The following is a 26,528-nucleotide window of genomic DNA, read 5'->3' on the forward strand; positions in this document are numbered from 1 at the left end:
GGCCGGCTAGTCTCGGCGCGCGGCGTCGCCGAGGCTGATCGTCGCGCCGCCGGTTCCGCCGGCCGCCTCGATCCGCACCGGCCCCGACGCGCGGACGATCGCGTCGTACACGTGCTCCGCGACACACACGACGGGCACCTCGATCGCATACAGCTCGGCGGCGACGATCGCGCCGATCGAGATGATCAGGTCCCGCTCCTTCAGCACGATGCCGACGGGCCCCGTACCGTTGCGCACGGCTTCCGCGAGCACGCTGCTGCTCGAACTGGATCCCTTCGCATGCGCCATCACCATGATCTTGCCGGCGAGGCTTGCACCGACGAGCGGATGGCCCCGGTCGATGATCCGCCCCGCGGCCGAATCGTAGCCGCCCCAGAAACTGAGCGGCTTGTCGAGCACGAGCACGTCCGCGAACGCGTTCCCGGCGACGAGCGTATCGCCCGACAGCACCGCGCCCGTCGCATCGCGACCGGCCGTCGACGCCGAACCGCCACCATATGCTTCAGTCATCGAATCGCACCTTTCCTTCGAACGCGGACCTGACACACTCGCTCATGCTGCCGTACGCAACCGTCACGCCGATGTTCGCGGGCGCATACGACGCCCATTTCCCGGAATTGGTCATGACCAGCCCGGTCAGCTGCTTCATCACGGGCGTGATGTACGTGCACGTATCGACGACGATCTGGACGCCGCGCGCCTCGAAGCGGCTCGCGAGGCCAAGCTCGCCCAGTTCCCACAGGATGAACCGGCTCGTATTCACGTAGAAATCGCATGCCGGCTTGCCGTCGAAACGGTCGAGCAGTTCGTCGAGCCGGCGGAATTCCGCCAGCGAGAAATGCGGCGTGCCGAGCGCCACCGCGACGAGCTCGTCGCCCGCCGCGCCCTGGTTCAGCGTGCGGCGGATCTCGTCGAGATCGTCCATCGACACGGCGACCGTTCGATGCGGGGCACGCCCATGAAGCGCGGCGTCCAGCGTCGGCGCCTCGGGCGTCACGCCGACCGCGTGGAACAGCGCAACGGCCCCGCTCGACGCTGCTGCCGCGCCGAGCGCCTTCAGTTCGTCCTCGCTGGTGTCCGCCGGCAGGCCGACGATCACCGGCACGATCGCGCCCGCGACCTTGCCTACAAGCAGGCCGAGCGCGGCGAAGTAGATGTCGCGCGACGGCAGACCGCTGAAGTCGGGCGCCGTGAACACGATCCGCCCGGCCCGGTTCGCGTCGACGTGCAGGCCCGCGTAAGGCGCACGGCCCGTGATCGCGGCGGCGAGATCGAGAAAGTCGCCGTACCGGCTCGTGCGCGCGCCGAGCACCGAATTCGCGAACACGATCGCATTGGATTCGGCCCACGCGATCTGCTGGCCCTTCGCCGGACGGTTCTTCAGCTGATACGGGGCGCATGTGAAGCTGGATTCGCAGCCGAGCTGCAGATGGGCGTCCATCAGCCGCTGCGCATCGCGCTGGATCGCGCGGTCGCCGTGGTAAAGCTCCGGATGGATCAGGTCGAGCGATCCGACGTTCAGCGTCGTCGGCACCGCGACTTTCGCGCCCGTCGCGACGAAATATTCGACGAAGTCGAGACTCGTCCTGCCGTGGTACAGGCAGCCGTCGATATGCGCGGACGTGATGTCGATGAGATGCGGCGCGGACATGACCTCGGCCGTGCGCGAGACGATCCGCATCGCGCGCGCGACGCCCTCGCCGAAGTCCCCATGCAACATCGCCTGGTCGCGATCGCTCAATTGCAACATCGGGTTGCTCCTCCTGACTCGCTCGACAGGCACCGGCCTGTGTCACGCGTGGGAGGAATGTACAACTGGAAATAAATTATGTCCAGACTGGTTTATTCCCAGTCACCAATCAGACCAGATTACCGGTTCGACCGGCCGAATCACCCGATTCCGACGGCAATACGGCTTCGATGGCTCGGATTAGGTTCCAGTTGATCGGGGTGCGATCGCACCCGACGAGCGCAGGCGCGACGAAAGGCGGGAAAACCGGCGGGCCTATTCCGGCGCGATATCGCGCTGCACGCGGTGGATATGCTGCTCGACATAGAACGCCGCGGCATCGGCGTCGCCCGTCACGATCGCCTCGTAGATGAGGCGGTGTTCGGCGACGTACAGCCGGATGCGCGCCGGGTCGTCAATGCCGTCGTCCTTCACCCGCTTCCACAGCGACTGGTCCATCGCGTCGGCTATGTCTTCCGCGAACCGGATCAGCAGCGCGTCGCCCGTCATCACGGCCAGTTGCCGATGGAACAGCCGGTCGCTGTTGTTCCACAGCGCAAGCTGCTCGGGATCCGACACATCGGCCACCGTCTCCATCTGGGACAGGTATTGCTCCGCGAGCGAGTCGCGCTTCGCGAGCGCCGCCGCGCGGCGCGCGATCGCGGGCTCCAGAATCAGCCGGACGTCGAGCGTCGCCGACGGGCTGTAATCCGGCCCGCTGCCGCCTTCGTCGGCATGCGCGGCAGACCGGGCGAGCAACTGGTACGCGAGCGGGACCACATACGTGCCCGAGTTTCGCCGCGTGACGACCAGCCCCTCGTTCTGCAGCGCGCCGATCGCCTCGCGGACCGCGGGCCGCCCGACGCCGAAGCGCACCGCGAGCTCGCGCTCGGATGGCAGGCGCGTATCCGGCGGAAACTTTCCGGCACGGATTTCGGCGCGGATCTTTTCCGCGACCTGTTCGTAGATCTGGAGCGGCCGGAAGCTCGGCTCAAATTCGGGGAGCGTGGACGCCATACCTGTTTCTCGTCGCCGGATGTCGGACTGGTCGCAAATATACCACCGCGACATCGGACAAATCTTCGCGAGCCTGGCTTGCGCCGCGCGTTCCGCCTACCGCTTCCCCGTCATGCTGAACAGCTCGTCGCGCAGCGCCTTCGCGCGCCCTTCGCCGAACCCCGCCTCGAACTCGTCCTGCGCGGCCTGCCATGCGCGCTTTGCGTGCCCGAACGTGCGCTGCCCGAGTTTCGTCAGGTTCAGCGCATGCGCGCGCGCGTCGTGCTCGGACGCGCCTGCGGCCACAAGCCCGTCGCGCTGCAGCGGCTTCAGCGCGCGCAGCAGCGTCGTGCGATCCATCACCAGCGCATCGGCCAGGTCGCTCATCAGCACGTCGGGCCGGCGCGACAGGATCGCCATGATCGAAAACTGCGCCGGCGTGACGCCGAGCGGGCTCAGGTGACGTTCGTAGATCTGCGTGACGAACCGCGTCGCCTGACGCAGCGCGAAGCAGTTGCACGCACCGGCAATCTGAATATCGTCCATGCGTGGCAATCTATATGTGCATATGCATAAAGTCAACGTATACTTCGCCGTATCGGCCGGCGGCGGCCGGGCCGAGCCGCAAGCATCCGGGGCCGGATCACGGCGACGCGGCCCCGCGTTCGAACCCGAGGACACGCAACATGGACTACTTCGACAAGCTGCGGATTTTCCGGTCGGTGGTGGAACAGCGCAGCTTCACCCGCGCCGCCGACATCCATGGCGTCGCGCGCCCCGTCGTGTCACGCGCGGTCGCCGAGCTGGAAGCGCGCTTCGGTAGCCGCCTGCTGCACCGGACCACGCGGCAGGTGTCGCTGACCGAGACGGCCGAGCGCATCTACGAGCGCTGCGCGGCCGTGCTGGACGAGCTCGACGCGCTCGAGGCGGAAGCCGTCACGCACACCCGCGAGCCGGACGGCCTGCTGCGGCTCGTCGCGCACACGACCGCCACGCTGAACCGCCTTGTGCCGCTGATCGCCGGCTTCAAGGCCGCGTATCCGAAGGTGCGCCTCGACGTCACGCTGACCGAGCGCCCCGTCGACCTGGTCGGCGAAGGCTACGACATCGGCATCGTGGTGCCCTACATGCTGACGAGCGAAACGACCGTCGTGCGGCTGATCGAACGGATTCCGGTCGTGATCGTCGCGACGCCGGAATACCTGGTCGCCCACCCGCGCCCGACCGTGCCGGCCGACCTCGCCGACCACCTGTTCGTGTCGTTGTCGCCGTCGCTGCGGCGCCCGGCGCTGGCGTTCCGCGTCGACGGCGACACGCTGAGCGTGCCGTACCGATTCGACGTGTCGTCCAACAGCCCCGTGTTCAACCGCGAGATGGTGATGCGCCACTTCGGCATCGGCGTGGTGCCGCGCGGGATCGTCGAAAAGGAGCTCGCGTCGGGCGCGCTCGTGCAGTTGCTTGCGGACGCCGACCTCGTCGACGCGTTCGTCGACATCAAGCTCGCCTATGCGAACCGCGCGCTGCTGCCGGCGAAGGTCAAGGCGTTCATCGACTACGCGGCGGCTTACGGCGACAGCGCAAAGCCCTTGGAGCGGACGATTGGTTAGCTCACGAGTGTCGACGTGTCACATCGATAGCTCTTCCGCACGGGCGGCTTGCAGGCAACCGACACTCCATTGCGCCTGATTTCTGGAATGTGTCCATACCTTTCTGTTCCGGACCACGCTGCTCATAGCAACTAATCCGAGGATTGGACATAAGCCGACCACTAGCATCCAGTTCCCCACACTACAGCGATATCCACGCGAAACGCGCGGTCGCGCAGAAAGGCAACTCGGCAAAGCCGACGGCCGCCTCTCGGTGTTTAAGGGGCTGCCCTACTTTTGAATTGCTTAAGGCCCGTCTGGCCTACGTTCGCTAACGGACCTCATAGGCTGAACCTGCATCGAGGCCACCATCTTTCAATACGACATTTCTAATTTTATTTGTTATATATTCTGAACCATCCACATCTCCAGATTTTTTCAACTCATCAGAGATGTATTTATACGTTGTTATGTTTCTTGCCCTCGGAGGATCACAAGCCATCAAATTTACAACACCCAGGCTTGACGAAACCGCTTCTCGAATAGAAATCCGAAATGGCTTATCTCCTGCACTCACATACTCTTTCCAAAGAGTATTAGCATCGTCAAATTGATACCGAAGCATTGGAGCATTCGCATCTTCGTCCAGCCCACGAACCGTCCAGCGGTCACTTCGACGATCCCACTCCCCCCCACACAATTCACCCGTTTGGTTACTAAGAATGCAACCTGTTCTCGTCTCCATAACAGGGCAATATTGTCTGGTCTGTACTTCTGGCTTCCCAGATGGCCCGGGATCTACAACACCCACCCTCAGAACGTCGATTACCGCATATTTTCCCGTAGGCGATAGCTGAGGAGGATAAGAATCACCAAAAATTGCCCCTCCAGCAGTCGTTAGCGTCTCCATCGAGAAAAGTCCGAACCTCTCTCCTTGTGAGCTTATATATGTTGCCTTTTTCCAACCAGGTCCAAATTTTTTTTGCTCATTTGATGTTAACGGCACCGAGAACACTAGCGCAGCACCGTCCGAAAGGACAACTCTATCCGTACTCGCCAGGCACGCAAGCGAATTCATAAATAATGTCACGAACAAAAAATTCACCAATACAAATCGAACCATAGTCAACTCCCAAATTTTCAGACAAGGCTGCTCTTGAGCGCGGAATATCTTGCCGGCGCCACGTTGACACCGCCAACCCTGGCCATTTCTCGACCAGGACCATATATTTCAAGTATTTCCAACTCGTACGAAGAGTGACTCTCTCCCCACTCATTCGGATTCCTCGAAATAGATGGATGACGCTCAAAGAATGCATCCAATGCCTTACCGATATCCCTCCCAACGCATCCCGGTCGGTTTACACTTTGATCAAGTGCAGTAGCCCGCCCCAGATCCGACAAGAAATACTCGCCGACGGATTGATTGTATTTGGGCGGAGTGGTTGGCAATACCACGTCTCGCAATCGAACCACGAAATCCATCAATTGTCGCCTTTCATACGGCTCGCTTGATATTGCACGAACAATTGCAGCCAACGGTACATTTTTGATTTTCTTACGAAAATTATGCTCACCACATCCGTTACGTATAACTCTCTTTAGAATTTTCCCTGTAATTTTTTCGCCATCTGTAAATATTGGATGAGAATAATACATAATAGACGCCGAGCCACTTCCTTCAACCGTCCACCCGCATTGCTCAAAGAGTTCGCGGTAGCATTTCCCATCTGACACCCTGAACTGTGCAACTTGAGCCGGAAATTCGCCACCCCCTGTCGGATTGATTGTTTTTTGCATCGCCCCTGCAGTTAGGATTTCGCTGTCGTATGAATGCACAGTGTCCAGCTTTCCCTCATTTTCCGACATCGCGATAAGTATTCGATGTTCACTTTCCGATATATCTCCAGCACTTTCCATGTTGGCAAGTGCCGTTGCTTTCTCCATTGGTCTCAAGCCCCAGTAGATTGGACCGTAATTCGAGCCCATCCGAGTGACCTGAAAATCATCTTCAAGACAACATCCGCAGCAACAAGCGTCGGCGTTTGTGTCGAAATTCGCGATCAAGCTGATCGGATTGATATGAAAGACATCCGGTCCCGGAAATCCCGGAACACCGGCCTTCACCGCATCCCACCACGCGAGTCTGTCGATCCGCTTCTGCTCTTCTTCGTACTGTGGCCTCGACCCAGTCTGCTTTTCCAGTGCGGCAACCAACCGCTTCCACTTGGACGGATTTGCCCACTCGCTTTCGTGCTTCACGATCAGCCGTGAAGCGGCATGCATGAGCCATGGATAGCCACCTCGTTCGGTCTTGGACAGGGAGCAGAGCTCGTCGGCCGCGTGGCTGCCGTCGCCTTTCGTGAACACGGCGTCGTACACCTTTAGCATCAACGGACTGAGTTTCGAACGCGATGCGGTGTCAGCGACATCGGCATTGCTCGCATAGTCGACCCAACCGTCGGTGGTAGCGAAGATTGTATGGGCCGGGTCGTGGGATTCCTCGATGCATCTGAAGTCGATCCACTTCTGCGCAAATTCGCGCGTGACGAGTCCGCCGCCCGGGTGATTGAATTCGCGCACCCAGCCGTCAATCGGATTACCGCGTGCTTCCGCGCTGCCGACATGCCACCAGTTCACGTTCTGCTGGTAAAGCTTATCCACCACTTGCTCGGTCGACTTTTTTTCCTTGTCGCGCCCCAGCTCCGCGAGCGAATACACCTGAACGACATCCGTCTTTCTCGACTGCGAATCGGCACCTGCGACGAACCGATTATCCGGGGTACGTTGATACAGTATCGTGCCCGGCGCGATCCGGAGGATCGTAGGATCGGAGCGCAATCCCAGCTCGTCCCAGTCGTCTTTGTGAGGACCGTGTTCCGTGATCCAGCTGCGCCCCTGTTCGACGAACGCCTGGATACTGCTGTCGCAGAACGTTTCCAGGTGGACCATACGGGTTCCGGTAGTGCACTCGTTCAGTGAGTCATATCGACCAAGGTGACCGATCAGGTCGCCTGCCTTGATCGAAATACCCGCACATTCAGGTTCGTCAGGCAGGCAGTGACAACCACCCGATCAAATACCGAGTCCGGCATGACCTCCTTGACGAGCGGTCCACCGTTTTCTTCTTGCATATAAATCCATCCACCGATTGCGGCAGACGGCGAAGCAAAACCACCGGCGAGCGGCGGATACAATGCCGATCCATGCAGATCCGTAATCTGGCCCCACCGATTTTCTTGCTTTCCGATGCTTACGCTTGCACCTTGGGGAAGGATGCCAACTGGTTCTCCCTTTGGATAGCGCTTGCGCACCCGCAACCCTTGCTGCTCCGTATCTGCGACCTGCCCATTCTTCGCAGGCATAGGCCGGTCCTGGGCATATTCCGTCACCCGCCAATGTGCCGGCCAGTACGCCGGCTTCTGGCGTTTCGAGAAATTCGCGTAATCCTCATAGGACATCAGATGCATGTACAGACTGTAGAACGTCAGCGTTGTCTCCTTCGGAAACTCCATCGTGTGACGTATCAGCACGAAACCCGTGCTATATGGCGCAGGAACCGATGCTTCGCTGGTGACGGTGGAAATCTCGCTCACCGGGTAAGTTCGATCGATCCGATACGCGACAATTTTCCCGTCGGCGATGCAACGCACCCCCGCATCGAGATCGAGAGATTGGCCTGCTCCGGCTTCAGTGATATGTATTCCCCCGTGCCACATCCCCTTGCTACTGACAAGATATGAACCAGATGGCTCACGTTCAGCCAGCAACCGGTAAATGTCATGCTCGTCGGTGAAACGGGTAGATGTCTCAGATTTGCGTTGCCCTTTGCGCAGGAAAGGAAAGGCGAATGACACATGCATCAGCTTGGTCTCGGCCGGCTGGGGCGTTTGCGTCGGCTTCTTCGGCACCGGTTTTGTCGTCATTGGTTCGTTTACTCTGAAAATCCGAAGTTCATCGCATCTTTCGCGGCTTTGAGCGGCGCCTTGGACCACGTCGGAAATTTGAAACTGCCGCCTTCCTGGCCATTGACGGCGAGATTGCCCTTCAACTCGATTTGACCCGCAGGGCTATCGAAAAACACCTTGCCGTCCGACGCACTCACTACCATGTCCTGCATTGGAAACAGGTCCGTCGCATCACCGTGAGTCGGATTTGGACCCTGCCATTTGCTGCAACCTCACCGCAAAAGAAGGCATCTCGCCAGAAGTCACGAAATTGGCTCGGCATCGACCGCTCCCTCCACCGCCAACGGTACGTTCATCACACGCTCTGCTGAGCCTCTACATCCGCGACCTTGAGATGCACCCACGCTGGCGATCGGATGGTTGGTAGAAAGGAACCGAGGATCTCTTCGGCATTGCTTGGACAATTTTTCAAGGGTGCTGGGCTATCACGCTCGCGTCCATCAGACGTGTCTGAAAAAATGGCGATTCTTCCAATGAGTTGTCGCGAGCACGTGATCGAAGGCAGCAGGAATTCGTTTGCAGATCGAACTCGACCGGCTGCAACTGCCGCAGCGACGATGTGTTGCGTCTTCCTTGCACCAGTTACTTCCCGCGGTGTGCCAGCCTCACATCAATGCATTGCCTTTGCCATTTGCTGCGCCCCATCGGTCCGACTGATCAGCCTATTGGTACAGCCACAACACCAATCTGATCGCGCCCCGCACATCGCTTCGCGCCCGCCCGCCCACTAACATGTGCACATGCACAAGTACACGCTCACCGATGACGACTGTTTCGCTGTCCGGCAGGCCGCCCGCCGGATCTCGCAGTTCTACGAGCGTTACCTGTCGCAGGAGGGCGTCACCGCGTCGCAGTACAGCATCCTCGCGCTGCTGCGCGAGCGCCCCGGCCTGACGATGGCGGCGCTGTCGGCGGTGCTGGTCATCGAGCGCACCGCGCTGCTGCGCGCGCTCAAGCCGCTCGTCGGCGCGGCGCTCGTCGCGGGCCGCTACGCGGGCGACGGCCGGCGGCTGAGCTTCGCGCTGACCGGCGACGGCGAAGCGAAGATCGCACAGGCGCATGCGCACTGGCTCGAAGCGCAGGAAGCGTTCGAACAACGGTTCGGCCCGTCGGAAGCGGCGCGGCTGAGAGACGAACTGTTCCGGATCACGCACAACATCCCGGAGCGTTGAAGCAATCCCCCGATCGACGCGCCGCGTCGGTCGTTTCAAAAAGTGCATATACATAGGTGAATCGATGGATACGACCCAGACTCCTGTTTCCCGAGAAGCGGCGCCGGCGCAAGCCGTCACGCGGCAACGCCGGCGCGTGCCGTGGATGACCGTCGCGGTGCTGGCCGTCGTCGCGGTCGTGGCGTCGGCGGCGCTCTACTGGGATCTCGTGCTGCGCTTCGAGCAGAGCACCGACGATGCGTACGTCGGCGGCAACGTCACGGTGCTCGCGCCGAAGGTGAACGGTTTCGTCGACGAGATCCTCGTGACCGACAACCAGCGCGTGAAGGCCGGCGACGTGCTGGTGCGGCTCGACGCGCGCGACTATGACGCGAAGCTCGCGCAGGCGACGGCCGACGTCGACGGCGCGCGCGCCGCGGTGACCGAGCTCGAAGCGAAGCAGCAGCTGCAGTACGCGGTCATCGGCCAGCAGACGGCGGAAAAAAGCGCGTCGGCGGCCGAGCTGACCCGCGCCGCGTCCGACAAGTCGCGCTACCGCGAGCTCGTGAAATCCGACGCGGTGTCGAACCAGATCGTCGAACGCGCCGATGCCGATTATTCGAAGGCGAGCGCCGCGGTCGACCGCAGCGACGCCGCGCTGCTCGCCGCGAAGCGGCAGCTCGACGTGCTCGGCGCGCAACTCGCCGACGCCCGCGCGCGCGTCAACACCGCGCTCGCCGCGCAGCGGGTCGCGGCGCTCAACGTCGAATACACGACGATCCGCTCGCCGGTCGACGGCTACGTCGGCAACCGCACCGGCCGGGTCGGGATGCTCGCGAGCGTCGGCGTGCCGCTGCTGACGATCGTGCCCGCGTCGGGCCTGTGGATCGACGCGAACTTCAAGGAAGACCAGCTGAAGAAGATGCGCCCGGGCGACCGCGTCGACGTGTCGCTCGACGCATCGAGCCTGCGCGTGCACGGCCGCGTCGAGAGCCTCGCGCCCGCGACCGGCGCGACCTTCAGCGTGCTGCCGCCGGAGAACGCGACCGGCAACTTCACGAAGATCGTCCAGCGCGTGCCGGTACGCGTGCTTCTCGATGCGCAGCCGGGCCTCGAGAACGTGCTGCGTCCCGGCCTGTCCGCGGTCGTCACCGTGCATACGGCGCACGCGGACTGAGCGGCATGCCCAGCGAATGACGGAGCGGATCATGACTACAGGCTTTATCGGCGACCCGGCGTCGCAACCGATGCGGCAGCGCGTGTTCGCGTTCGCGCTGATGTGCGTCGGGTTCTTCATGGCGACCCTCGACATCCAGATCGTCGCGTCGTCGCTGCGCGACATCGGCGGCGGGCTGTCCGCGAGCCAGGACGAGCTGTCGTGGGTGCAGACCGCGTACCTGATCGCGGAGATCCTCGTGATCCCGATGTCGGGCTGGCTGTCGAAGGTGCTGTCGACACGCTGGCTGTTCGTCGCGTCCGCGGTCGGCTTCACGATCACCAGCATGCTGTGCGGCCTCGCGTGGGACATCAACTCGATGATCCTGTTTCGCGGGCTGCAGGGCGCGCTCGGCGCGGCGATGATCCCGACCGTGTTCACGACCGCGTTCGTGCTGTTTCCCGGCAAGCAGCGGCTGGTCGCGTCGACGACCATCGGCGCGCTCGCGTCGCTCGCGCCGGCGATCGGCCCGGTGATCGGCGGCTGGATCACCGACCAGTGGTCGTGGCACTGGCTGTTCTACCTGAACCTCGTGCCGGGCGTCGTCGTGGCCGCGCTGGTGCCGCGCTACGTGCATATCGACCAGCCCGACCTCGGCCTGCTCAAGCGCGGCGATTATCTCGGCATCGCGCTGATGTCCGGCTTCCTCGGCTGCCTCGAATACGTGCTCGAGGAAGGCCCGCGCAAGAACTGGTTCGGCGACGACGTCATCGTGCTGTGCACGTGGATCTCCGCGATCTGCGGCTTCCTGTTCCTCGTCCACGCGCTGACCGCGAAGGACCCGATCGTCGACCTGCGCGCGCTCGTCGTGCGCAACTTCGGAATCGGCAGCCTGCTGTCGTTCGTGACCGGGATCGGCATCTTCGTGTCGGTGTTCCTGACGCCGCTGTTCCTCGCGCAGGTGCGCGGCTTCAGCTCGCTGCAGATCGGCATCGCGCTGCTGTCGGTCGGCGCGTTCCAGATGCTCGCGCTCGGCGCGTACGCGTTCGCCGCGCGCTTCTTCAGCATGCGGGTGCTGCTGGTGTTCGGGCTTGCCTGCTTCGGCCTCGGCATCTACCTGTACACGCCGATCACGCACGACTGGGGCTGGCGCGAACTGCTGCTGCCGCAGGCGCTGCGCGGCATCGGCCAGCAATTCAGCGTGCCGCCGATCGTGACGATGGCGCTCGGCTCGCTGCCGCAGTCACGGCTGAAATCGGCGAGCGGCCTGTTCAACCTGATGCGCAACCTCGGCGGCGCGATCGGCATCGCGGTCAGCGCGACGATGCTCAACGACCGGCTGAATTTCCACTACCTGCGCCTCAACGAGCACGTGAGCGCCGGCCAGCCGCAGGTCGCCGCGCTGCTCGACGGGCAGGCCGCGCACTGGACGGCCGTCGCCGGCGACACGCTGAACGCCGCGCAGGCCGGCCTCGCGAACCTGCACCGGCTGATCTTTCGCGAAGCGCTGACGCTCACTTACGCGGATGCGTTCTACGCGCTCGCGTTGTGTTTCGTCGTCGCGCTGATCGCGGTGCTGTTTTCCAAACCCATTTCCACGAGCGCGCCGCCGCCGGACGCGCACTGAGGTCATCATCATGAAGAAGCTTCTCGTCGCCCTCGCCGTCAGCGCGCTCGCTGCCGGATGCGCGGTGCAGCCCGCGCAGCATCCCGCGCTGCATGAATCGGTCGAATCGCTCGCGCCGCACGCGTGGGACACGGACGTGCCGCGCGCGGACGTCGATGCCGCAACGTGGTGGGCGCAGTTCCACGACCCGGTGCTCGACGAATTGATCGCCACCGTGCTCGACGCCAACCTCGACCTGCAGGCGGCCGCCGAGCGCGTGAAGCAGGCACAGGCGCTGACGGTGCAGAAGCGCTCGGTGCTGCTGCCGGAACTGGACGCGAACGCGCACGGCGCTTACGCGCGCCAGAACACGCCGCCGCCGCTCGGCTACGTGAAGCAGGCCGGCGCGGGCCTCGCGCTGAGCTGGTCGCCGGACGTGTTCGGCGGCGAACGGCTCGACCTGCTCGCGGCGCAAGCCGAACTCGTCGGGCAGAAGCACGCGGAAGACGCGATGCGGCTCGCGCTCGCGGCGGACACCGCGTCGGCCTACGTCGACCTGCGGTGGGCGCAGCAGGAGCTGCGAATCCTGCGGGACAACGCGCAGATCCGCCAGCACGCGCTCGACCTCACGCGCAAGCGCCAGGCGTTCGGGCTGTCGACCGAGCTCGACGTCACGCGCGCGCAGAACCAGCTCGACGCGCTCGAAGCGCGGATTCCGCCGACGCAGGCGCAGATCTCGCACCAGCTCAACCTGATCGCCGTGTATTCGGGGCGCACGCCCGAGTCGGTCGACAAGCTCGTGCTGTCGCAGGCCGGCGACATCCCGGCGCCGCCGGACGGCTCGCCCGCCACGCTGCCGTCGCAGGCGCTGCTGCGCCGCCCCGACGTGCTGACCGCCTACGCGCGCGTCGAGCAGCGCGCGGCCCAGGTCGGCGTCGCGAAGGCCGAACGCTATCCGAAGTTTTCGCTGAACCTGACCGACGGCCTCCTCGCCGCGTCCTATCTCGGCCTGCCGACGCTGACCGACAACCTGTTCAGCGCGGCGCTGAGCGCGACGAGCCCGATCTTCAACGCCGGGCGCATCACCGCCGACATCGCGCAGAGCGAAAGCCGCATGCGCGAATCGGAACTCGGCTTGCGGCAGACGATGCTGCAGGCGCTGCGCGAAGTCGAGGATGCGCGCGCGGATCTCGTCGGCACGACCGCCGCGACACAGCGCCTGAACAGCGCGCTTGCCGCGTCGGACAAGGCGCTCGGTCTCGCGAACCAGCTCTACAAGGGCGGCGCGACGGATTTCCTGGACGTGCTGTCGGCGCAGGAAGTGTATCTGCGCGATTCGGACGCGCTCAATCAGGTGCGGCGCGAGCACGCGCTGTCGGCGGTCGCGCTGTATCGGTCGCTGGGCGGCGGGTGGAGCCGGAACGACGCGACGGACGCCGCGAAGGCGCAGGCCGTGGCCGCGAAGTGAGCGACGCAGGAGAGGATCGCCGCGCGGGACGCGCGGCGAGGCGGGAAGCGCCGGGCCGGCTCCGGTTCGACCGGCGCGGCCCGTCGTGCTGGACGGCCGGTCAGCGATCCAGCGCGAGCTTCGCGCCGAGGCCGACGAGCACGGTGCCCATCACCGCGTCGATCGGCTTGCGCAGCTTCACGTAGCCCGTCTGCACGCGGCTCGTCGAGAACACCACGGCCATCGTGCAGAACCAGGCAACCGACACGGCCGGGACGATCGCCAGCGTCGCGCCGTGCACCCAGGCGGGCGCATGCGCAGGCAGGATCGTCACGAACAGGCTGCCGAAGAACGCCGCGGCCTTCGGATTGGTCAGGCCGACCAGCAGCCCTTTCCGATATGCATGCGCCCCGTTGCGCACCGTCGCGACCGCCGGATCGGCCGGCTGCGCGGGCCGGCGCAACCCGATGAGCGTCTTCGCGCCGAGATACAGCAGGTACGCGGCGCCCGCGAGGCGGATCGCGTCGTACAGCCACGCGAATTTCGCGACGATCAGGCCGAGCCCGAAGATCGCCATCGCGGCCCAGACCGCATGCGACGTCGCGATGCCCATCGCGGCCTGCACGCCGGCGCGGCGATTGCCGAGCGCATGGGACGTGACCGCGATCAGGTCGGGGCCTGGGCTGACGCATGCCAGCAGCATCACGCCGCCGACGGCGGCGAGTTGAGGAAGGTAGCTCATGTCGATTGGAAACGCTGGGGGACGAGGAAGGTGGCCGGCTCACTCTAGCACGACGAAATCCGACACACATGCGCGTGCGTGACGAATGCCGGCGCGTAGCCCCCTGACGCGCGTCCGGATTACAGCGGCGGACGCTTCAGCTTCACCCAGCGCTGCACCGAAGGGGGCTCCCACTGGGCGCGCGCATAGTCCGCCAGGCGCTGCGGCACCGGATCGCCGTTCATCACGAGGCGGTTCAGCATCAGTGCGAGGTCGACGTCCGCGATGCACCAGTCGCCGAACAGGTTCGCGGCGCCCGGCGCGAGCAGCTTGTCGGCGGCCGCGAACAGCTTCTGCGCGGCGGCCTGCGCCAGATTCGACAGCGGCTCGCTCGACGGACGATAGAACAGCACTTCGGTCGAGCGCTCGGTCCGGATCGGCATCAGGTCGCTGCGCAGCCACGCCTGCACCTGCCGCGCCCGCGCGCGCTGGCGGAGATCGGCCGGATACACGCGCGGCGCGGGAAACGCTTCGTCCAGATACTCGGTGATCGCCGACGATTCCGACAACGCGAAGTCGTCGTGCAAGAGCGTCGGCACGCGCTGCGTCAGCGACGTCGCCGCGTAGTCCGGCGCGAAGTGCGCGCGGTTGCCGAGGTCGACCGTGACCAGTTCGAAAGGCAGGGATTTTTCCTGAAGCGCGACGTAGACCGACATCGCGTAGGGGCTCGTGTATTGCGCGTCGACGTAAAGACGAAGGTTGCCGCTCTGCACTGCTCTCTCCTTGGTCATTTTCATTGGGATCCGGGCGCGCGTGACGGTGGCGACCTGAACACCCGCTACGCGGGCCACCGGTAGCCGATCACGGTGTCGAGCGGATACGCAAGCTCGCGCACTTCTTCGAGCTGGTTGCCGCCGAACAGGTAGACGTTTTCGTCGTCGTGACGCAGATAGAACCCGACGTGCCCTTTCCAGCTCGCCGGATCGTCGCGCGTCAGCACGGCAACGCAGCCGTAGACCGGCCGCTCCAGCGCCCTGCCCCATTCGAGCCACGAGCGCGCGAGCGCGGAGCCGGTGCCGCGCAAGCCCGCGTGCGCCATGCACCAGTTCAGGAACGACGAGCACCACGAAATCTTGTCGTCATAGCCGACGAGGTTCGTCTGGTTGTTGTACTCGACGATGCGGGGATTCGTCTCGCCCGCGGGGAACCGACGCACGCCGCGTTCTCTCATCGCGACGGGCATCCAGATCGGTTGGTGATCGACGGTCATGTGCGTAACGTCTGGATGTTGTTTGCGCAATCGTCGCCGATCCGCGCGCGGATGTCGAGGTGTCCGCGCCAATCTTTGCGTGACCCGCGCTCCCCGTCCAATTGGGCGCCGGATCGCGCCACCGGCATTACAAACGGCCGACAACGATCGACGCGTAGCCAGGCAGTCACTGGCCAAATGGCTACAAGAAACGCCGCCGGTCAGCCGAGCGACTTGTTCATCGACGCGACCGGCAAGCAATCAACCTGCTTACTCGGTGTAAAAAAGGTCCGTGCGCAGCACATACTTCTCGCCCGAATTGACTGACCGACCTTCGTGCCATACGCGATGTTCGAAAAGGAGCGCATCCCCCGCGCGTGGCGCAATCGGCCGATAGGCCCACTGCTCACGCGGGCCATAGGGCATCAGTACCGTTTCCCCTCCATCGGCGTCTTTGAGATAGAAGAGCGCGGTGACACGACTTTCGTTCTGCCCGTCCTGGTACGACCCGTCCCGATGGGCCTTGAAATACTGCCCCGCCCGATAGCGGTAAATGCGAAAATGGCCGCCCGTCGCCACATAGCGCATCCCGTCCAGCAGACGAGGAAAGTCATCTCCCATTGCTTTGAAAAGATGGGCTTCAAGCTGTGTCGCGAGTTCCGGATTGTCCCACTCGAGCCGATCGTTGTTCCGCACGGACTCCCGGCGTTGCATCTCGCCATAGAAGTTGACAGGCGCCGCCTCGAAAGCCCGCTGGCGCGCGTACTCAAGTAACTCGGCGCACCGATTAGTTGGAAGTGCTTCAGACACGTGATGGATAAACATTGGGAGCTGGAATCTGGTACTGAAGGGCCGTCCCCCTTCTTCGACGGGGGGACGGACGATATTTTGCCCTGTTCCTTGTGCCGGGCTCTACACGATCTTCCTATGTGGGTTGCACGTTGAAGTGCACGGCGGCGTAGCGCGCGCTGCAGTTCCACACCTCGACGCCATCGCGGGCGAACGTCGCCCACCCGTCCTTGACGGTCATCGTTACTTTGGGAAACACCGCACCGTGTCCATTCGCTGTTGCGCCGATTCCCCAACTCCTCGGCTCGGGCCCTACGCCGCCGACGCCAATCACAGCATCAAAGCGACGATTGCGCCCCCCCATGCAATCGTTGATGCCAGAGTTCCCGAGGCAGTCGGGATCGCCCGTATGCGTTCGCTTGCATGTGAGGATGCGTAGTGCCGTCATCTCGTTTTCCGTCCGCTTCTACTCGCCATCCATCACGAGATCATCGAAAACGTCTCGATGCACTCGCGCAGTTACCGCCGCGCCATCAATCAAAACGATCATTTCGATAAATCCGGCAATCTGCGCATCACTTCAACTTGCAATTCCCCCGCACCGCAAGACCCATATTTTTCTTGCGAAAACAAATCCGATTTGCTTTATTTACTCATATCAAAATCATGATTAGACGCTACGGGGATATGACGGAGACTTTACCACTGTAATTGCGCGTGGCGAATTGCTGCCAATCCGCCGCGGCCTTTCCCGAGATTCGAATGCGTCGCGCCTTTTTCCCGAGGGCGCGCGGCGCCGTCGCACATGTCCGCATTGCTCCTGGAGGTGGCAGGAAGACCGCCGGGGCCTGCCTATGCCCTGCCGGATGACGAATTTCCAAATGCCTGCCCACATCGAGACAAAACGAATCTGATTGGACGAGAGCTCCGATTGTCCGCTCGCGTTCAAACCCTGGCAGTCAACCCGCAACGCTGCTTACAAAAGAGAGAGGCCGTGTCATGAATAGCGCAAATGGAGTCCGGGTTCGCCCGTCGATCGAATCGCTGCAGGCCGAGTACTTGAACGGCAACAAGAAGCCGCTCGAGGATCTGATGCGCGCGTGGAAAGGCATCAAGGAACTCCCGCCCGACGATCCGCACGCTTTCTTCCTGATCGGCGGCTTCCACGGCGAACCTTTCCGGGGCGCAGGCTGGGGATCATCCTCTTACTGGGGCGGCTATTGCAATCACGGCAATGTGCTGTTCCCGACCTGGCATCGCGTTTACCTGCTGAAGCTGGAAGAGGCTTTGCAGAGCATCCCGGGCTGCGAACAAGTCATGCTGCCCTACTGGGACGAAACCAGCGAGGAGTCGATCAAGCACGGCGTTCCGTGGGCGCTGACCAAGAAGGATGTCGAGCTCGACGGACAAACGATTCCCAACCCGCTGCGTTCCTTCGTTTTCAACAAGAGCATCACCGACAACATCAACGGCGACGAACCCAACTACACCAAGCCCCTCGGCTACGAAACGGTTCGCTATCCGTTGTCGGGGCTGGTCGGCTCCCCAAAAGACCGGGCCGCCACCGAGAAACACAACGCCCAATTCCCCAACTATCAGGAAAACGTAGAACTGCTCAACCGGAACGTCGTGAACTGGCTCACGTCCGCCATCATCGTGAACGGCGAGTTGATTTCGGACAACGTGAAGGGCCAATACGAGGCGTGCCTGGATGCCCCCAACTACACGGTATTCTCCAATACCACGTCCGCGACACAGTGGAACGACGATCGTCCCGACGGGACCGCGCAGCTCGTTCCGCTCGAAAAACCGCACAACGCAATTCACCTTGCCGTCGGCGGTTTCGATGTACCCACCGGTCCGAACGCCTATGATGCCTCGCCGATCAAGGGCGCGAACGGCGACATGGGCGAAAACGATACGGCGGGCCTCGACCCGATCTTCTATTTCCACCATTGCTTCGTGGACCGCGTGTTCTGGCTGTGGCAGAAGCGTCACGGCTTCACCCAGCGCCTCGACGTCATCGCCGAATATCCCGGAACCAACTCCGTGACTCCCGCCCAGGGGCCGACGCCGGGAACGGTGCCCAACTCGTGGCTGACGCTCGAATCGCCGCTCGATCCGTTCAAGAAAAGCGAAAACGGCAAGCAACGCGCCTACACGTCGCTCGACTGCGTCAACATCGAGGAGCAACTGGGCTACACCTACGGCCCTGGCTCGCTGGAAGACCTGCCGAAGCCCCAGCTAGACGCGGCCGTGCCGGCCGGCAACAGCAGCAAGGTCCTTCGCGTATCCGGGATCAACCGCGCGCCGATCCGCGGGTCCTTCCTCGTGGCCGCCTTCGTCGTTCTGGACGGCAAGCGGCTCCTCCTCGGCACGGAGGCGGTCCTGAGCCGCTGGAGCGTCCAGTACTGCGCCAACTGCCAGACCCATCTCGAAGTGAAAGCGTTCTTCCCGCTGCACCATTTCAAGGAAGCGTCGCTGAAGGATGCCCGCTACGAGGTCGAAGTCCATACCCGTGACGACGTATTCGGCCAAGGACAATCCTTCGCTGCCGCAGCGCCCAAACCGGGTCAGCAGCGGTTCCGGGTCGAGGTCCGCTAGCCGCGCCACGTGATGAACCGGCGCCATCTGCGCGGCGCCGGTTCATCGGCAGATGTCAATGCAGTGGATGTGACCGGGAGAGACCGGCATGAGCTACGCACCTGAAACCGGCAGTCTGGTCGGCATGTGGACCTATCGCAGCCTGCCGAACGATCCCGACCTGGCGACGCCATTCAATGACCTCGAATTCGGCCGCGCCAATATCGAGCTCGAGCCGGCGCCGATGGGCATTCTCAGGGGACGCATATTCGGACCGGGATGGCAGCTGCAGCTCAGCGGCTCGATCAGCCATGGCGATCCCTGGACCGCGCGCTTCCAGGGGCAGGGCATCGTCAGCGGCGAGGAATGGGTATACGACTACGTCGGATACCTGAGTGCGCCGTGGCCGAACGACGTCGACCAGCGTCCGGCGCTGACCGGCTCGATCGTGCGCGCCGCACCGCATGCGAGCGGCAACGGCGGCGTCTCGCCGGCCGGCGTCGTGTGCTCCTGGCATGCGGTTCTGAACGATCCCGCGTGAACGGCCATGATGCCTCCGACTGCGCCACCGGCAGACCGGGTCGGGCGAATCGCCGGCGTTTCACTGTCTGCGCGGCTGCGCGGCGTGATGTCGTTCGCACTCCTTGGATACGCCGCCTGCGACTTGCCGACCCGGTTACATGATTCATATTCCAGCTGGATCTGGAGTGTCGGCGGCGCGATTGCCTGCGCCATCGCGGGATATATGTCCGGAAGCGGACCGTCCGGCCGGTGCGCGCGCCGGTCGATGCGCTGGTGTATTGCCGCCGTCTGCGTCGGGTTGACACTCGATGCGATGCGCACGCCCATCGATACGATCCTCAATGTGTGCGGCGGGGCGCTTGATGCCGGCGTCATGTCGAATACGCTGACGATGCATCTGCGCTGGTTCCCGGTGTCGACGTCCGCGATGCTGGCGGTGGTGCTCCTGCACCACGCAGGCCGCCTCAACATGATTCGCGTCGACAAGGTGCGCGTTGCCGCCAAGGCCCTGGCCCGGATCGGAATCGAGAGTGCAGCGATGTTGCTCGCCATGACCACCGGCATGGCCGCGACCCAGGCAACGGCGTCCAGTCTCGGCCTGCGTTGGGACGCAAGCGGCGTCGCCTTCGCGATGCTGGCCAGCATGCTGGCATTTTACGAACTGAGCCATCGGGCGACCCGCTTCGCGGAACGCATTCGGAACAAGCGTCGCTCGACGTGCTGCGTTCCGGGTAAGCGCGGATAAAGCCGCCCCGACGGCCCGGGCGCGGACCTCGTCACTTTCCCGACGCAGCGCCGCCGGCGCCAGGTCGATCTCGTCTGACCTGACACCGGCGGCGTGCGCAAGTACGCTCCGCCAGCGCCCGGATCGCGCCCCGGCGGCTCGACTCACCCAGACTCACCCAAATGCGCCCCGCGTCAGGTCCCTGTCGAATTCCGCGGTCCACGCCGTGCCGTGCCCGATCCTGTATCCCTTCTCCTTGTGCGTCGAGCAGCAAACGACCGTAACGTAACCCTGCAACGGATAGACCTCGTCCACGATCTCCGGCGCACCGGTTTCCTGAATCGTGAAGTCGGACTCGACGAGGTGATGACGGTGCAAGACGGCGACGAAATCGGCCCTTTCGTCTGGAGCAATGACTGACATCTCGCGTCCCTCCTTGCGGAACGATCGATGAACGATCGACGCTTTCAAGCTAGCACACATCCATCGGCGCTGCGGTGCGATAACGCGCGCGATCCGTGCCGCGGCGCGCAACGGCATGGCCTCCGGATTACTGATCCGTGGTCCGAATCATCTTCGAATCCATCGGAATATTGCGCCGCAGCGAACGCCGACCCGACATCGCGCCGCCCGCCTGCTCGCTTGCCGCAACTGGCAGACCACCCGATTTTCGCGAATAATGGCCGCACATCCACTACTGGACGATTGCGGTCATGGACTACTCTCCCGAAGCCATCCGCACCGTCGCTCTGGTCGGGCATGCCGGATGCGGAAAGACATCGCTTGCCGAGGCGCTGCTGCACCAGGGCGGCTCGCTTCATGCGCCCGGCAACGTGAACAACGGCACCGCCCTGTGCGATTTCGACCCGCTCGAACGCAAATACCACCACTCGCTCAGTTCCGCCGTCGCCCAGCTCCACTATCAGGACACCCGCATCTACCTGCTCGATACGCCGGGCTATCCCGACTTCGCCGGCCTGTCGATCAGCGCGCTGCCGGCCGTCGAGACGGCGGCCATCGTGATCAACGCCCGCACCGGCATCGAAATGACCACCCGCCGGATGATGGCGTACGCGCAGCAGCGCAAGCTCTGCCGGATGATCGTGGTGAACGGCATCGATGGAGAGAAGGTCGACCTGCCGGCGCTGCTGGCGGAGATCCAGGAGCTGTTCGGCAAGACCTGCCTGCCCATCAACCTGCCCGCGCAGGGCGGCAGCGAAGTGGTGGACTGCTTCTTCAACCCCGCGGGCGCGGCCGATTTTCATTCGGTGGAAGCGGCGCACAACGCGCTCGTCGATCAGGTGATCGAACTGGATCCCGCGTTGATGGAGCTGTATCTGGAACAGGGCGAAGCGATCCGCCCGGAACAGCTGCACGAGCCGTTCGAGCGCGCATTGCGCGAGGGCCATCTGGTGCCGGTCTGCTTCACGTCGGCGGCCACCGGCGCGGGCATCGCGCAGTTGCTCGACGTGTTCGTGCGCCTGCTGCCCAACGTCACCGAAGGCAATCCGCCGCTGTTCTATCGCGAAATCGACGGACAGCTGAAAACCGTGCATGCGGAGCCCGTCGCCGACAAGCACGTGCTCGCGCACGTGTTCAAGATCGTGATGGATCCCTACATCGGCAAGATGGCTGTGTTCCGCATCCACCAAGGCACGGTCGCGCGCGACAGCCAGCTCTACATCGGCAACGGGCGCCAGCCGTTCAAGGTCGCGCGGCTGCTGATGCTGCACGGCAAGGAGCACACGGATGTGCTGCGGGCGGGCCCCGGCAATATCTGCGCGGTGACGAAAGCCGACGACATCGGCTTCGACGACGTGCTGCACGACGCCCCCGAAGACGGCAACGTGCACCTCACGCCGCTCGATTTCCCCACGCCGATCTACGGCCTCGCGATCGAGCCGGCGCGCCGCGGCAATGAACAGCGTCTGTGGGAGGTGCTGCAGAAGCTCGCGGCCGAAGACCCGTGCCTGCTGATCGGGCACCCCGTCGGCGCCAACGAGACCGTCGTGCGCGGGCTCGGCGAGCTGCACCTGCGCTTCATGCTGGAGCGCCTCACCGACCAGTACAAGCTGGAAGTCGTGACGCGGCCGCCGACCATCGCGTGGCGGGAAACCATCGGCGGCAAGGCGGAAGGCCACTACCGCCACAAGAAGCAGACCGGCGGCGCCGGCCAGTTCGGCGAAGTCATGCTGCGCGTGGAGCCGTTGCCGCGCGGCGCCGGGTTCGAGTTCGTCGACGTCGTCAAGGGCGGCGCCATTCCTTCGCAGTTCATTCCCGCGGTGGAGAAAGGCATCCTGCAGGTGATCGACAGCGGGCCGCTGGCCGGCTTCCCGATGCAGGACGTGCGCGTCACCGTGTTCGACGGCAAGAGCCATCCGGTCGACTCGAAGGAAGTGGCGTTCGTCACCGCCGGGCGCAAGGCCTTCGTCGACGCGGTGCTGAAAGCGCAGCCGATGGTGCTGGAGCCGATCGTCGACATCGAGGTGATGACGCCGGAAGCGGCGATGGGCGACATCATCGGCGACCTGTCCGCGCGGCGCGGGCAGGTGCACGGCACGCGCACCGTCGGCGGAAATGCGATGGTCATCGCGGGGAAGGTGCCGCTCGCCGAACTCAACGAGTACCAGTCGCGCCTGAATGCGCTGGCGGGCGGGCATGGCAGCTACAGCATCCAGCTGAGCCACTACGATCCCGTGCCGTCCGCCCAGCAGGAGCGGCTGGCGGCGCAGCACAGGAACCGGGGGGACAGCAGCGCCGAATGAATTCCGCGACAGCGGGAGAAGCCGGCGCGCGGCGTCACCGGTTCGCTTGAGCGGACGCGAGCGCCTCCAGCAATGCCTTGGCCTCTCGCAAGTCGGCGGTGTCGAACCCCTCCGTGAACTCGCCGTAGACGTCTGACAGCACTTGCCGGGCCTCGTCGATCCGGCCCTCGCACTGCCACAAGCGAGCCAGGCTCGACGCGGCGCGCAATGCCAGCGAGCGCGCGCCCTGCTCGCTCGCCACGGCGATCGCGTGGCGGAAACAGGCTTCGGCCGCGTCGTTGGGCACCTTGGCGCCGTCGCCGCCGCTCGGCTCGCCGAGCAACATGCCCCCCTTGAGCCGATGCAGCTCCGCCTCGAAGCAGCGCTCCCCGGCCCGCTCCACGATCGCCAGCGCGTCGTCGAGCAACCGCAGGCCGGTTTCCCGGTCGCCGGCGCGCCGGTGGCTGTCGGCAAGCAGGGCCATGAAGTACGAGCGCTGATCCTCGCCGCCCGCGGCGCGGTCGGCGGCGAGGCCCTCGCTCATCTGCGCGATCCCCGCCTGCAGGCTGTCCCGTTCGGTCAGCGACCAGCCCCGGAAAATCGTTCCCCATGCGAGCCAGTACGGCAAGCCGTGCTCGGTCGCGAGCGCGATGACGGCTTCCGCATGTTCGCGGGCCAGCGACGACTCGCGCCGCAACTGGTGCAGTTCGGCCGCGTAAGCGAGCGTGAACGCGAGGGTCGGGCCGTATGCGAGCTTCTGCGCGAGGGCGAGCGCCTCGAGGCTGCGCTTGAGCGCCTTGTCCGGGTAGCCCTGCAGCCACAAGGTCAGCGTCAGGAAGTTCAGCGCGCGGATGCCGGGGTCCACGCCGTGCGCGAACACATGGGCCTGGTGCTGCTCGGGATCGTAGATCGCCAGCGCCTGTTCCTGATGGGTGCGAGCGGTGTCCAGATTCCCCTGCAGGAACAGGCACGCGCCCAGTGCGCCATGCGCCTCCATCAGCAGGCCCGGATCCGCCGCCTGCCGCGCCACGTCGAGCATCTGCCTGCCCAGCTCGCGCGCGGTCGCGTACTCCGCGCGCGTCAGGTAGTGGATCCGCAGTCCGAGTTGCGCCGCGAAGCGCTGCGACGTGTCGCCGGTCTGCTCGCACAACGCCAGCGCGCGCGTATAGGTCGCGGCCACCTCCGGCGCGCCGTAGCCGCGCACGTCCATCAGGGCCGGCCCCAGCGCGAGCAGCAAGGTCAGTTCCCGACGCGCGCGCGCCGGCGTGTCGGGCAGGCGCTCGAGCAGCTCCAGCGCCGCGCCGAGGTGATGCATCGCATCCGGATGGGCGGCGTGGCGCAGCGCCTGTTGCGCGGCCTGGTGCAGATACTCGACGGCCTTCGGGATGTTGCCGCTCAGGCTGTAGTGATGCGCGAGCTCGCTGCAATAGTCCGCGATGCGGGTCGGAAACAGCGCCTCGATCGCCTGCGCGGTGCGCTCGTGCAATGCGCTGCGCCGCTGCGTGAGCAGCGAATGGCCGGCGACTTCCTGCGTCAGCGCGTGCTTGAACGAATACTCGACCTCCGGAAACGCCGGCCGCTCGTAGATGAATTCCGCCGCTGCGAGATGGGCGAGCAGTTCGCGCAGCGCGTCGTCGGCATAGGCGACCCGCCCGTCGCAAATGCGCCGGATCAGGCTGTACGGAAATTCCTTGCCGATCACCGCGAGCGTTTGCAGCAACTCCTTCTCCGCGACCGGGAGCCGGTCGATGCGCGCGGCCAGCACGCCCTGCACGGTGGTCGGAATGTGCAGCGCGGCCGGGGTCCGTCCGAGCCGGTAGCGGCCTGGGTCGCCGAGCAGCGATTGCTCCTCGGCGAGCGTCTGCACGACCTCTTCCATGAAGAACGGATTGCCCTCCGTCTTCTCCAGGATCAGCTGCTCCAGCGGCGCGAGGGTGGAATCGTCGCCGAGCAGCGCCGCGAGCAGCCCCCGGGCCTCGGTCGAGCCCAGCGGCTCCAGCCGCAGCTGGCTGCCATGGGCCGCGTGCGTCCAGACCGGCTGGTACTCCGGCCGGTAGTTCACGAGCAGCAGGATGCGGGTAGCCGGCACGCGTTCGCTCAGGTGCGCGAGGAATGCTTCCGTCTCGCGGTCCAGCCATTGCAGATCCTCGAACAGCAGCTCGACCGGCTGGTCGCGGCTCTCGCGCGCCAGCAGCTGCGTGATCGCGTCGAAGGTGCGCTCGCGGCGGATGCGCGGATCCATCTCCGCCAGCGCCGCGCCGGGCTCGCCGATGCCGAGCAGGTAGAGCAGATAGGGCACGAGATCCTCGAAGCTGCGCTCGAGCGTCAGCACCTTGCCCATCACCTTCTCGCGGCAGCGCCGCTCGTCGTCCTGCGCGGTGATCTGGAAATAGTTCTTCAGCAGCTCGATCAGCGGCAGATACGCGAAGGCCTTGCCGTGCGACACCGAGAAAGTCTCGAGCAGCAGGCAGCCGCGCCGCGTGCGCTCCTTGAACTCGTGGAACAGCCGCGACTTCCCGACGCCGGCCTCGCCACGCACGCCGACGATCTGCCCGCGGCCCGCCCTGACCTCGTCCAGCGACCGGTTCAGGTGCGCCAGCTCGGCCTCGCGGCCGACGAACCGGGCGAGGCCCCGGTGCGCGGCCAGCTGCAGCCGCGTGCGCAGCGCGCCGAGACCCAGCACCTCGTACACCGGCAGCGGCTCCGGAACGCCCTTGACCCGGGTGGCGCCCAGCGCCTTGAACTCGAAATAGCCTTCGGCCAGCTTGTGGGTCGACTCGCTGACGAGGATCGACGACGGCGTCGCGATGCCCTCCATGCGCGACGCGATGTTGATCGTGTGCCCGACCGGATCGTAATCGGCATGCAGGTCGTCGGTGCGGATCGAGCGCACGACCACTTCGCCGGTATGCACGCCGACGCGAATCTGCAGCGGAATGCCGCTCTCCAGACGAATCCGGTCGCCGTGGCTGCGCATCGCCTGCTGCATGCGCAATGCCGCGAACAGCGCGCGCTGCGGATGATCCTCGTGGGCGATCGGCGCGCCGAACAGCGCGAGGATGCCGTCGCCGAGCGATTTCGCGACGTAGCCTTCGTAGTAGTGGACGGCTTCCATCATCAGCGCGACGACCGGCTCGATCAGCCGATGCGCTTCTTCCGGATCGAGGTCGTGGATCAGCGCGGTGGAGCCGGCCATGTCCGCGAACAGCGCGGTGACGGTCTTGCGCTCGCCGGCGGTTTCGCCGCGCGCTTCCATCGCCGCCTGTTCGGCGCGGATGCGCTCCGCAAGATGGTGCGGCGTGTAATGGACCGGCGCCGGAGACGGCACGGCTTCCGGCCCCGGGCGCGGCGACGGCGCGTCGCGCACATCGTGTGCATCGCCCAGCGACGCGCCGCACGCATTGCAGAAGCGGGCGGAAAGGCTCGCGTCGTGGCCGCAGCGCGGACACACGCGCGACAGTCCGGCGCCGCACGCTTCGCAGAATCTGGCCCCGGCGAGGTTCTCGAATCCGCAGTTTGCGCAGTGCATGCCACCCTTCTCCTGCCGAGCGCCGGCA

Annotated in this window: 24 protein-coding genes; 9 read left to right on the top strand and 15 right to left on the bottom strand. The window is 64.4% G+C overall.

Annotated elements, in window-relative coordinates; translation table 11 throughout:
• Positions 1-6: 6 nt before the first annotated feature.
• The 4 genes from ACFIMZ_RS30955 to ACFIMZ_RS30970 all read right to left on the bottom strand — a co-directional run bounded on the left by ACFIMZ_RS30955 (position 7) and on the right by ACFIMZ_RS30970 (position 3,271).
• Positions 7-510, bottom strand: coding sequence for an aconitase X swivel domain-containing protein (locus ACFIMZ_RS30955; RefSeq protein WP_431823251.1), 504 nt, complete (start codon positions 508-510; stop codon positions 7-9).
• Positions 503-1,750, bottom strand: coding sequence for an aconitase X (locus tag ACFIMZ_RS30960; RefSeq protein WP_431823252.1), 1,248 nt, complete (start codon positions 1,748-1,750; stop codon positions 503-505). The genes ACFIMZ_RS30955 and ACFIMZ_RS30960 overlap by 8 nt, the downstream gene beginning before the upstream one ends.
• A 255-nt stretch (positions 1,751-2,005) precedes the next feature.
• The gene (locus tag ACFIMZ_RS30965; protein ID WP_431823253.1) at positions 2,006-2,746 is read right to left on the bottom strand and encodes a FadR/GntR family transcriptional regulator; all 741 of its coding nucleotides are present in this window, start codon (positions 2,744-2,746) and stop codon (positions 2,006-2,008) included.
• Positions 2,747-2,842: 96 nt separating this feature from the next.
• Positions 2,843-3,271 (bottom strand): MarR family winged helix-turn-helix transcriptional regulator, encoded by a 429-nt coding sequence (locus ACFIMZ_RS30970; RefSeq protein ID WP_431823254.1) that lies wholly within the window; start codon positions 3,269-3,271, stop codon positions 2,843-2,845.
• A 140-nt stretch (positions 3,272-3,411) separates the two neighbouring features.
• On the opposite strand from ACFIMZ_RS30970, the gene ACFIMZ_RS30975 reads away from it, so the two are divergent.
• Positions 3,412-4,332, top strand: a complete 921-nt coding sequence (locus ACFIMZ_RS30975) for a LysR family transcriptional regulator (protein ID WP_431823255.1) — start codon at positions 3,412-3,414, stop codon at positions 4,330-4,332.
• Positions 4,333-4,642: 310 nt separating this feature from the next.
• Here the strand turns inward: ACFIMZ_RS30975 and ACFIMZ_RS30980 are convergent, their stop codons facing one another.
• Genes ACFIMZ_RS30980 through ACFIMZ_RS30995 form a run of 4 tightly spaced genes read right to left on the bottom strand, consistent with a single transcriptional unit; the run spans position 4,643 to position 8,431 of the window.
• Complete coding sequence (locus ACFIMZ_RS30980) at positions 4,643-5,434, bottom strand: hypothetical protein (RefSeq protein WP_431823256.1); 792 nt, start codon at positions 5,432-5,434, stop codon at positions 4,643-4,645.
• 17 nt (positions 5,435-5,451) lie between these two features.
• Positions 5,452-7,263 carry a hypothetical protein gene (locus ACFIMZ_RS30985; RefSeq protein WP_431823257.1) on the bottom strand — a complete coding sequence of 604 codons (1,812 nt, stop codon included), beginning with the start codon at positions 7,261-7,263 and terminating at the stop codon, positions 5,452-5,454.
• A gap of 53 nt (positions 7,264-7,316) precedes the next feature.
• The gene (locus ACFIMZ_RS30990) at positions 7,317-8,237 is read right to left on the bottom strand and encodes a hypothetical protein (protein WP_431823258.1); all 921 of its coding nucleotides are present in this window, start codon (positions 8,235-8,237) and stop codon (positions 7,317-7,319) included.
• A gap of 8 nt (positions 8,238-8,245) precedes the next feature.
• Positions 8,246-8,431, bottom strand: coding sequence for a hypothetical protein (locus tag ACFIMZ_RS30995; protein ID WP_431823259.1), 186 nt, complete (start codon positions 8,429-8,431; stop codon positions 8,246-8,248).
• Positions 8,432-9,019: 588 nt separating this feature from the next.
• On the opposite strand from ACFIMZ_RS30995, the gene ACFIMZ_RS31000 reads away from it, so the two are divergent.
• The 4 genes from ACFIMZ_RS31000 (at position 9,020) to ACFIMZ_RS31015 (ending at position 13,660) form a co-directional block, all read left to right on the top strand.
• Positions 9,020-9,451, top strand: coding sequence for a MarR family winged helix-turn-helix transcriptional regulator (locus ACFIMZ_RS31000; protein WP_431823260.1), 432 nt, complete (start codon positions 9,020-9,022; stop codon positions 9,449-9,451).
• A gap of 64 nt (positions 9,452-9,515) precedes the next feature.
• A complete protein-coding gene (locus ACFIMZ_RS31005; protein ID WP_431823261.1) occupies positions 9,516-10,607 on the top strand; it encodes an HlyD family secretion protein in 1,092 nt (363 codons plus the stop codon).
• Positions 10,608-10,638: 31 nt separating this feature from the next.
• A complete protein-coding gene (locus ACFIMZ_RS31010) occupies positions 10,639-12,213 on the top strand; it encodes a DHA2 family efflux MFS transporter permease subunit (RefSeq protein ID WP_431823262.1) in 1,575 nt (524 codons plus the stop codon).
• A gap of 10 nt (positions 12,214-12,223) precedes the next feature.
• On the top strand, positions 12,224-13,660 hold the full coding sequence (locus ACFIMZ_RS31015; RefSeq protein WP_431823263.1) for an efflux transporter outer membrane subunit: 1,437 nt from the start codon (positions 12,224-12,226) through the stop codon (positions 13,658-13,660).
• A gap of 100 nt (positions 13,661-13,760) precedes the next feature.
• Here the strand turns inward: ACFIMZ_RS31015 and ACFIMZ_RS31020 are convergent, their stop codons facing one another.
• The 5 genes from ACFIMZ_RS31020 to ACFIMZ_RS31040 all read right to left on the bottom strand — a co-directional run bounded on the left by ACFIMZ_RS31020 (position 13,761) and on the right by ACFIMZ_RS31040 (position 16,657).
• Positions 13,761-14,381, bottom strand: coding sequence for a LysE family translocator (locus tag ACFIMZ_RS31020; protein WP_431823264.1), 621 nt, complete (start codon positions 14,379-14,381; stop codon positions 13,761-13,763).
• Between the two features lie 119 nt (positions 14,382-14,500).
• Entirely contained in the window at positions 14,501-15,133 is a 633-nt protein-coding gene (gene yfcF, locus ACFIMZ_RS31025; protein ID WP_431825407.1) for a glutathione transferase, read from the bottom strand.
• 65 nt (positions 15,134-15,198) lie between these two features.
• The gene (locus ACFIMZ_RS31030) at positions 15,199-15,630 is read right to left on the bottom strand and encodes a TIGR02594 family protein (RefSeq protein WP_431823265.1); all 432 of its coding nucleotides are present in this window, start codon (positions 15,628-15,630) and stop codon (positions 15,199-15,201) included.
• Between the two features lie 249 nt (positions 15,631-15,879).
• Positions 15,880-16,434: a 2OG-Fe(II) oxygenase gene (locus ACFIMZ_RS31035; RefSeq protein ID WP_431823266.1), complete on the bottom strand. Its 555-nt coding sequence runs from the start codon at positions 16,432-16,434 to the stop codon at positions 15,880-15,882.
• A 100-nt stretch (positions 16,435-16,534) separates the two neighbouring features.
• Positions 16,535-16,657 carry a hypothetical protein gene (locus ACFIMZ_RS31040; protein WP_431823267.1) on the bottom strand — a complete coding sequence of 41 codons (123 nt, stop codon included), beginning with the start codon at positions 16,655-16,657 and terminating at the stop codon, positions 16,535-16,537.
• A gap of 740 nt (positions 16,658-17,397) precedes the next feature.
• Here ACFIMZ_RS31040 and ACFIMZ_RS31045 point away from each other — a divergent pair.
• The 3 genes from ACFIMZ_RS31045 (at position 17,398) to ACFIMZ_RS31055 (ending at position 20,248) form a co-directional block, all read left to right on the top strand.
• Complete coding sequence (locus ACFIMZ_RS31045) at positions 17,398-19,002, top strand: tyrosinase family protein (protein WP_431823268.1); 1,605 nt, start codon at positions 17,398-17,400, stop codon at positions 19,000-19,002.
• An 88-nt stretch (positions 19,003-19,090) separates the two neighbouring features.
• A complete protein-coding gene (locus ACFIMZ_RS31050) occupies positions 19,091-19,522 on the top strand; it encodes a hypothetical protein (protein ID WP_431823269.1) in 432 nt (143 codons plus the stop codon).
• 6 nt (positions 19,523-19,528) lie between these two features.
• Positions 19,529-20,248 (top strand): hypothetical protein, encoded by a 720-nt coding sequence (locus tag ACFIMZ_RS31055; RefSeq protein ID WP_431823270.1) that lies wholly within the window; start codon positions 19,529-19,531, stop codon positions 20,246-20,248.
• A gap of 153 nt (positions 20,249-20,401) precedes the next feature.
• Here ACFIMZ_RS31055 and ACFIMZ_RS31060 read toward each other — a convergent pair whose 3' ends face one another.
• Entirely contained in the window at positions 20,402-20,650 is a 249-nt protein-coding gene (locus ACFIMZ_RS31060; protein WP_431825408.1) for a hypothetical protein, read from the bottom strand.
• A 290-nt stretch (positions 20,651-20,940) separates the two neighbouring features.
• On the opposite strand from ACFIMZ_RS31060, the gene fusA reads away from it, so the two are divergent.
• Entirely contained in the window at positions 20,941-22,992 is a 2,052-nt protein-coding gene (gene fusA, locus ACFIMZ_RS31065; protein WP_431823271.1) for an elongation factor G, read from the top strand.
• A gap of 34 nt (positions 22,993-23,026) precedes the next feature.
• On the opposite strand, the gene ACFIMZ_RS31070 is transcribed toward fusA, so the two are convergent.
• Positions 23,027-26,500 carry an adenylate/guanylate cyclase domain-containing protein gene (locus ACFIMZ_RS31070; protein WP_431823272.1) on the bottom strand — a complete coding sequence of 1,158 codons (3,474 nt, stop codon included), beginning with the start codon at positions 26,498-26,500 and terminating at the stop codon, positions 23,027-23,029.
• Positions 26,501-26,528 lie beyond the last annotated feature (28 nt).

The organism is Burkholderia sp. F1 (genome assembly GCF_050813845.1).
GTDB lineage: Bacteria > Pseudomonadota > Gammaproteobacteria > Burkholderiales > Burkholderiaceae > Burkholderia > Burkholderia ubonensis.

Bases quoted from the DNA above. Each gene is read 5' to 3' on its own strand.
- ACFIMZ_RS31070 (WP_431823272.1), bottom strand. From the start codon at position 26,500: ATGCACTGCGCAAACTGCGGATTCGAGAACCTCGCCGGGGCCAGATTC.
- ACFIMZ_RS30985 (WP_431823257.1), bottom strand. From the start codon at position 7,263: ATGGTCCACCTGGAAACGTTCTGCGACAGCAGTATCCAGGCGTTCGTC.
- ACFIMZ_RS31060 (WP_431825408.1), bottom strand. From the start codon at position 20,650: ATGTCAGTCATTGCTCCAGACGAAAGGGCCGATTTCGTCGCCGTCTTG.
- ACFIMZ_RS31005 (WP_431823261.1), top strand. From the start codon at position 9,516: ATGGATACGACCCAGACTCCTGTTTCCCGAGAAGCGGCGCCGGCGCAA.
- ACFIMZ_RS31050 (WP_431823269.1), top strand. From the start codon at position 19,091: ATGAGCTACGCACCTGAAACCGGCAGTCTGGTCGGCATGTGGACCTAT.
- ACFIMZ_RS31015 (WP_431823263.1), top strand. From the start codon at position 12,224: ATGAAGAAGCTTCTCGTCGCCCTCGCCGTCAGCGCGCTCGCTGCCGGA.
- ACFIMZ_RS30955 (WP_431823251.1), bottom strand. From the start codon at position 510: ATGACTGAAGCATATGGTGGCGGTTCGGCGTCGACGGCCGGTCGCGAT.
- ACFIMZ_RS31000 (WP_431823260.1), top strand. From the start codon at position 9,020: ATGCACAAGTACACGCTCACCGATGACGACTGTTTCGCTGTCCGGCAG.
- ACFIMZ_RS30975 (WP_431823255.1), top strand. From the start codon at position 3,412: ATGGACTACTTCGACAAGCTGCGGATTTTCCGGTCGGTGGTGGAACAG.
- ACFIMZ_RS30960 (WP_431823252.1), bottom strand. From the start codon at position 1,750: ATGTTGCAATTGAGCGATCGCGACCAGGCGATGTTGCATGGGGACTTC.
- ACFIMZ_RS31055 (WP_431823270.1), top strand. From the start codon at position 19,529: ATGATGCCTCCGACTGCGCCACCGGCAGACCGGGTCGGGCGAATCGCC.
- ACFIMZ_RS30995 (WP_431823259.1), bottom strand. From the start codon at position 8,431: ATGCAGGACATGGTAGTGAGTGCGTCGGACGGCAAGGTGTTTTTCGAT.
- ACFIMZ_RS31020 (WP_431823264.1), bottom strand. From the start codon at position 14,381: ATGAGCTACCTTCCTCAACTCGCCGCCGTCGGCGGCGTGATGCTGCTG.
- fusA (WP_431823271.1), top strand. From the start codon at position 20,941: ATGGACTACTCTCCCGAAGCCATCCGCACCGTCGCTCTGGTCGGGCAT.
- ACFIMZ_RS31010 (WP_431823262.1), top strand. From the start codon at position 10,639: ATGACTACAGGCTTTATCGGCGACCCGGCGTCGCAACCGATGCGGCAG.
- ACFIMZ_RS31035 (WP_431823266.1), bottom strand. From the start codon at position 16,434: ATGTTTATCCATCACGTGTCTGAAGCACTTCCAACTAATCGGTGCGCC.
- ACFIMZ_RS31045 (WP_431823268.1), top strand. From the start codon at position 17,398: ATGAATAGCGCAAATGGAGTCCGGGTTCGCCCGTCGATCGAATCGCTG.
- ACFIMZ_RS30970 (WP_431823254.1), bottom strand. From the start codon at position 3,271: ATGGACGATATTCAGATTGCCGGTGCGTGCAACTGCTTCGCGCTGCGT.
- ACFIMZ_RS30965 (WP_431823253.1), bottom strand. From the start codon at position 2,746: ATGGCGTCCACGCTCCCCGAATTTGAGCCGAGCTTCCGGCCGCTCCAG.
- ACFIMZ_RS30980 (WP_431823256.1), bottom strand. From the start codon at position 5,434: ATGGTTCGATTTGTATTGGTGAATTTTTTGTTCGTGACATTATTTATG.
- ACFIMZ_RS30990 (WP_431823258.1), bottom strand. From the start codon at position 8,237: ATGACGACAAAACCGGTGCCGAAGAAGCCGACGCAAACGCCCCAGCCG.
- ACFIMZ_RS31030 (WP_431823265.1), bottom strand. From the start codon at position 15,630: ATGACCGTCGATCACCAACCGATCTGGATGCCCGTCGCGATGAGAGAA.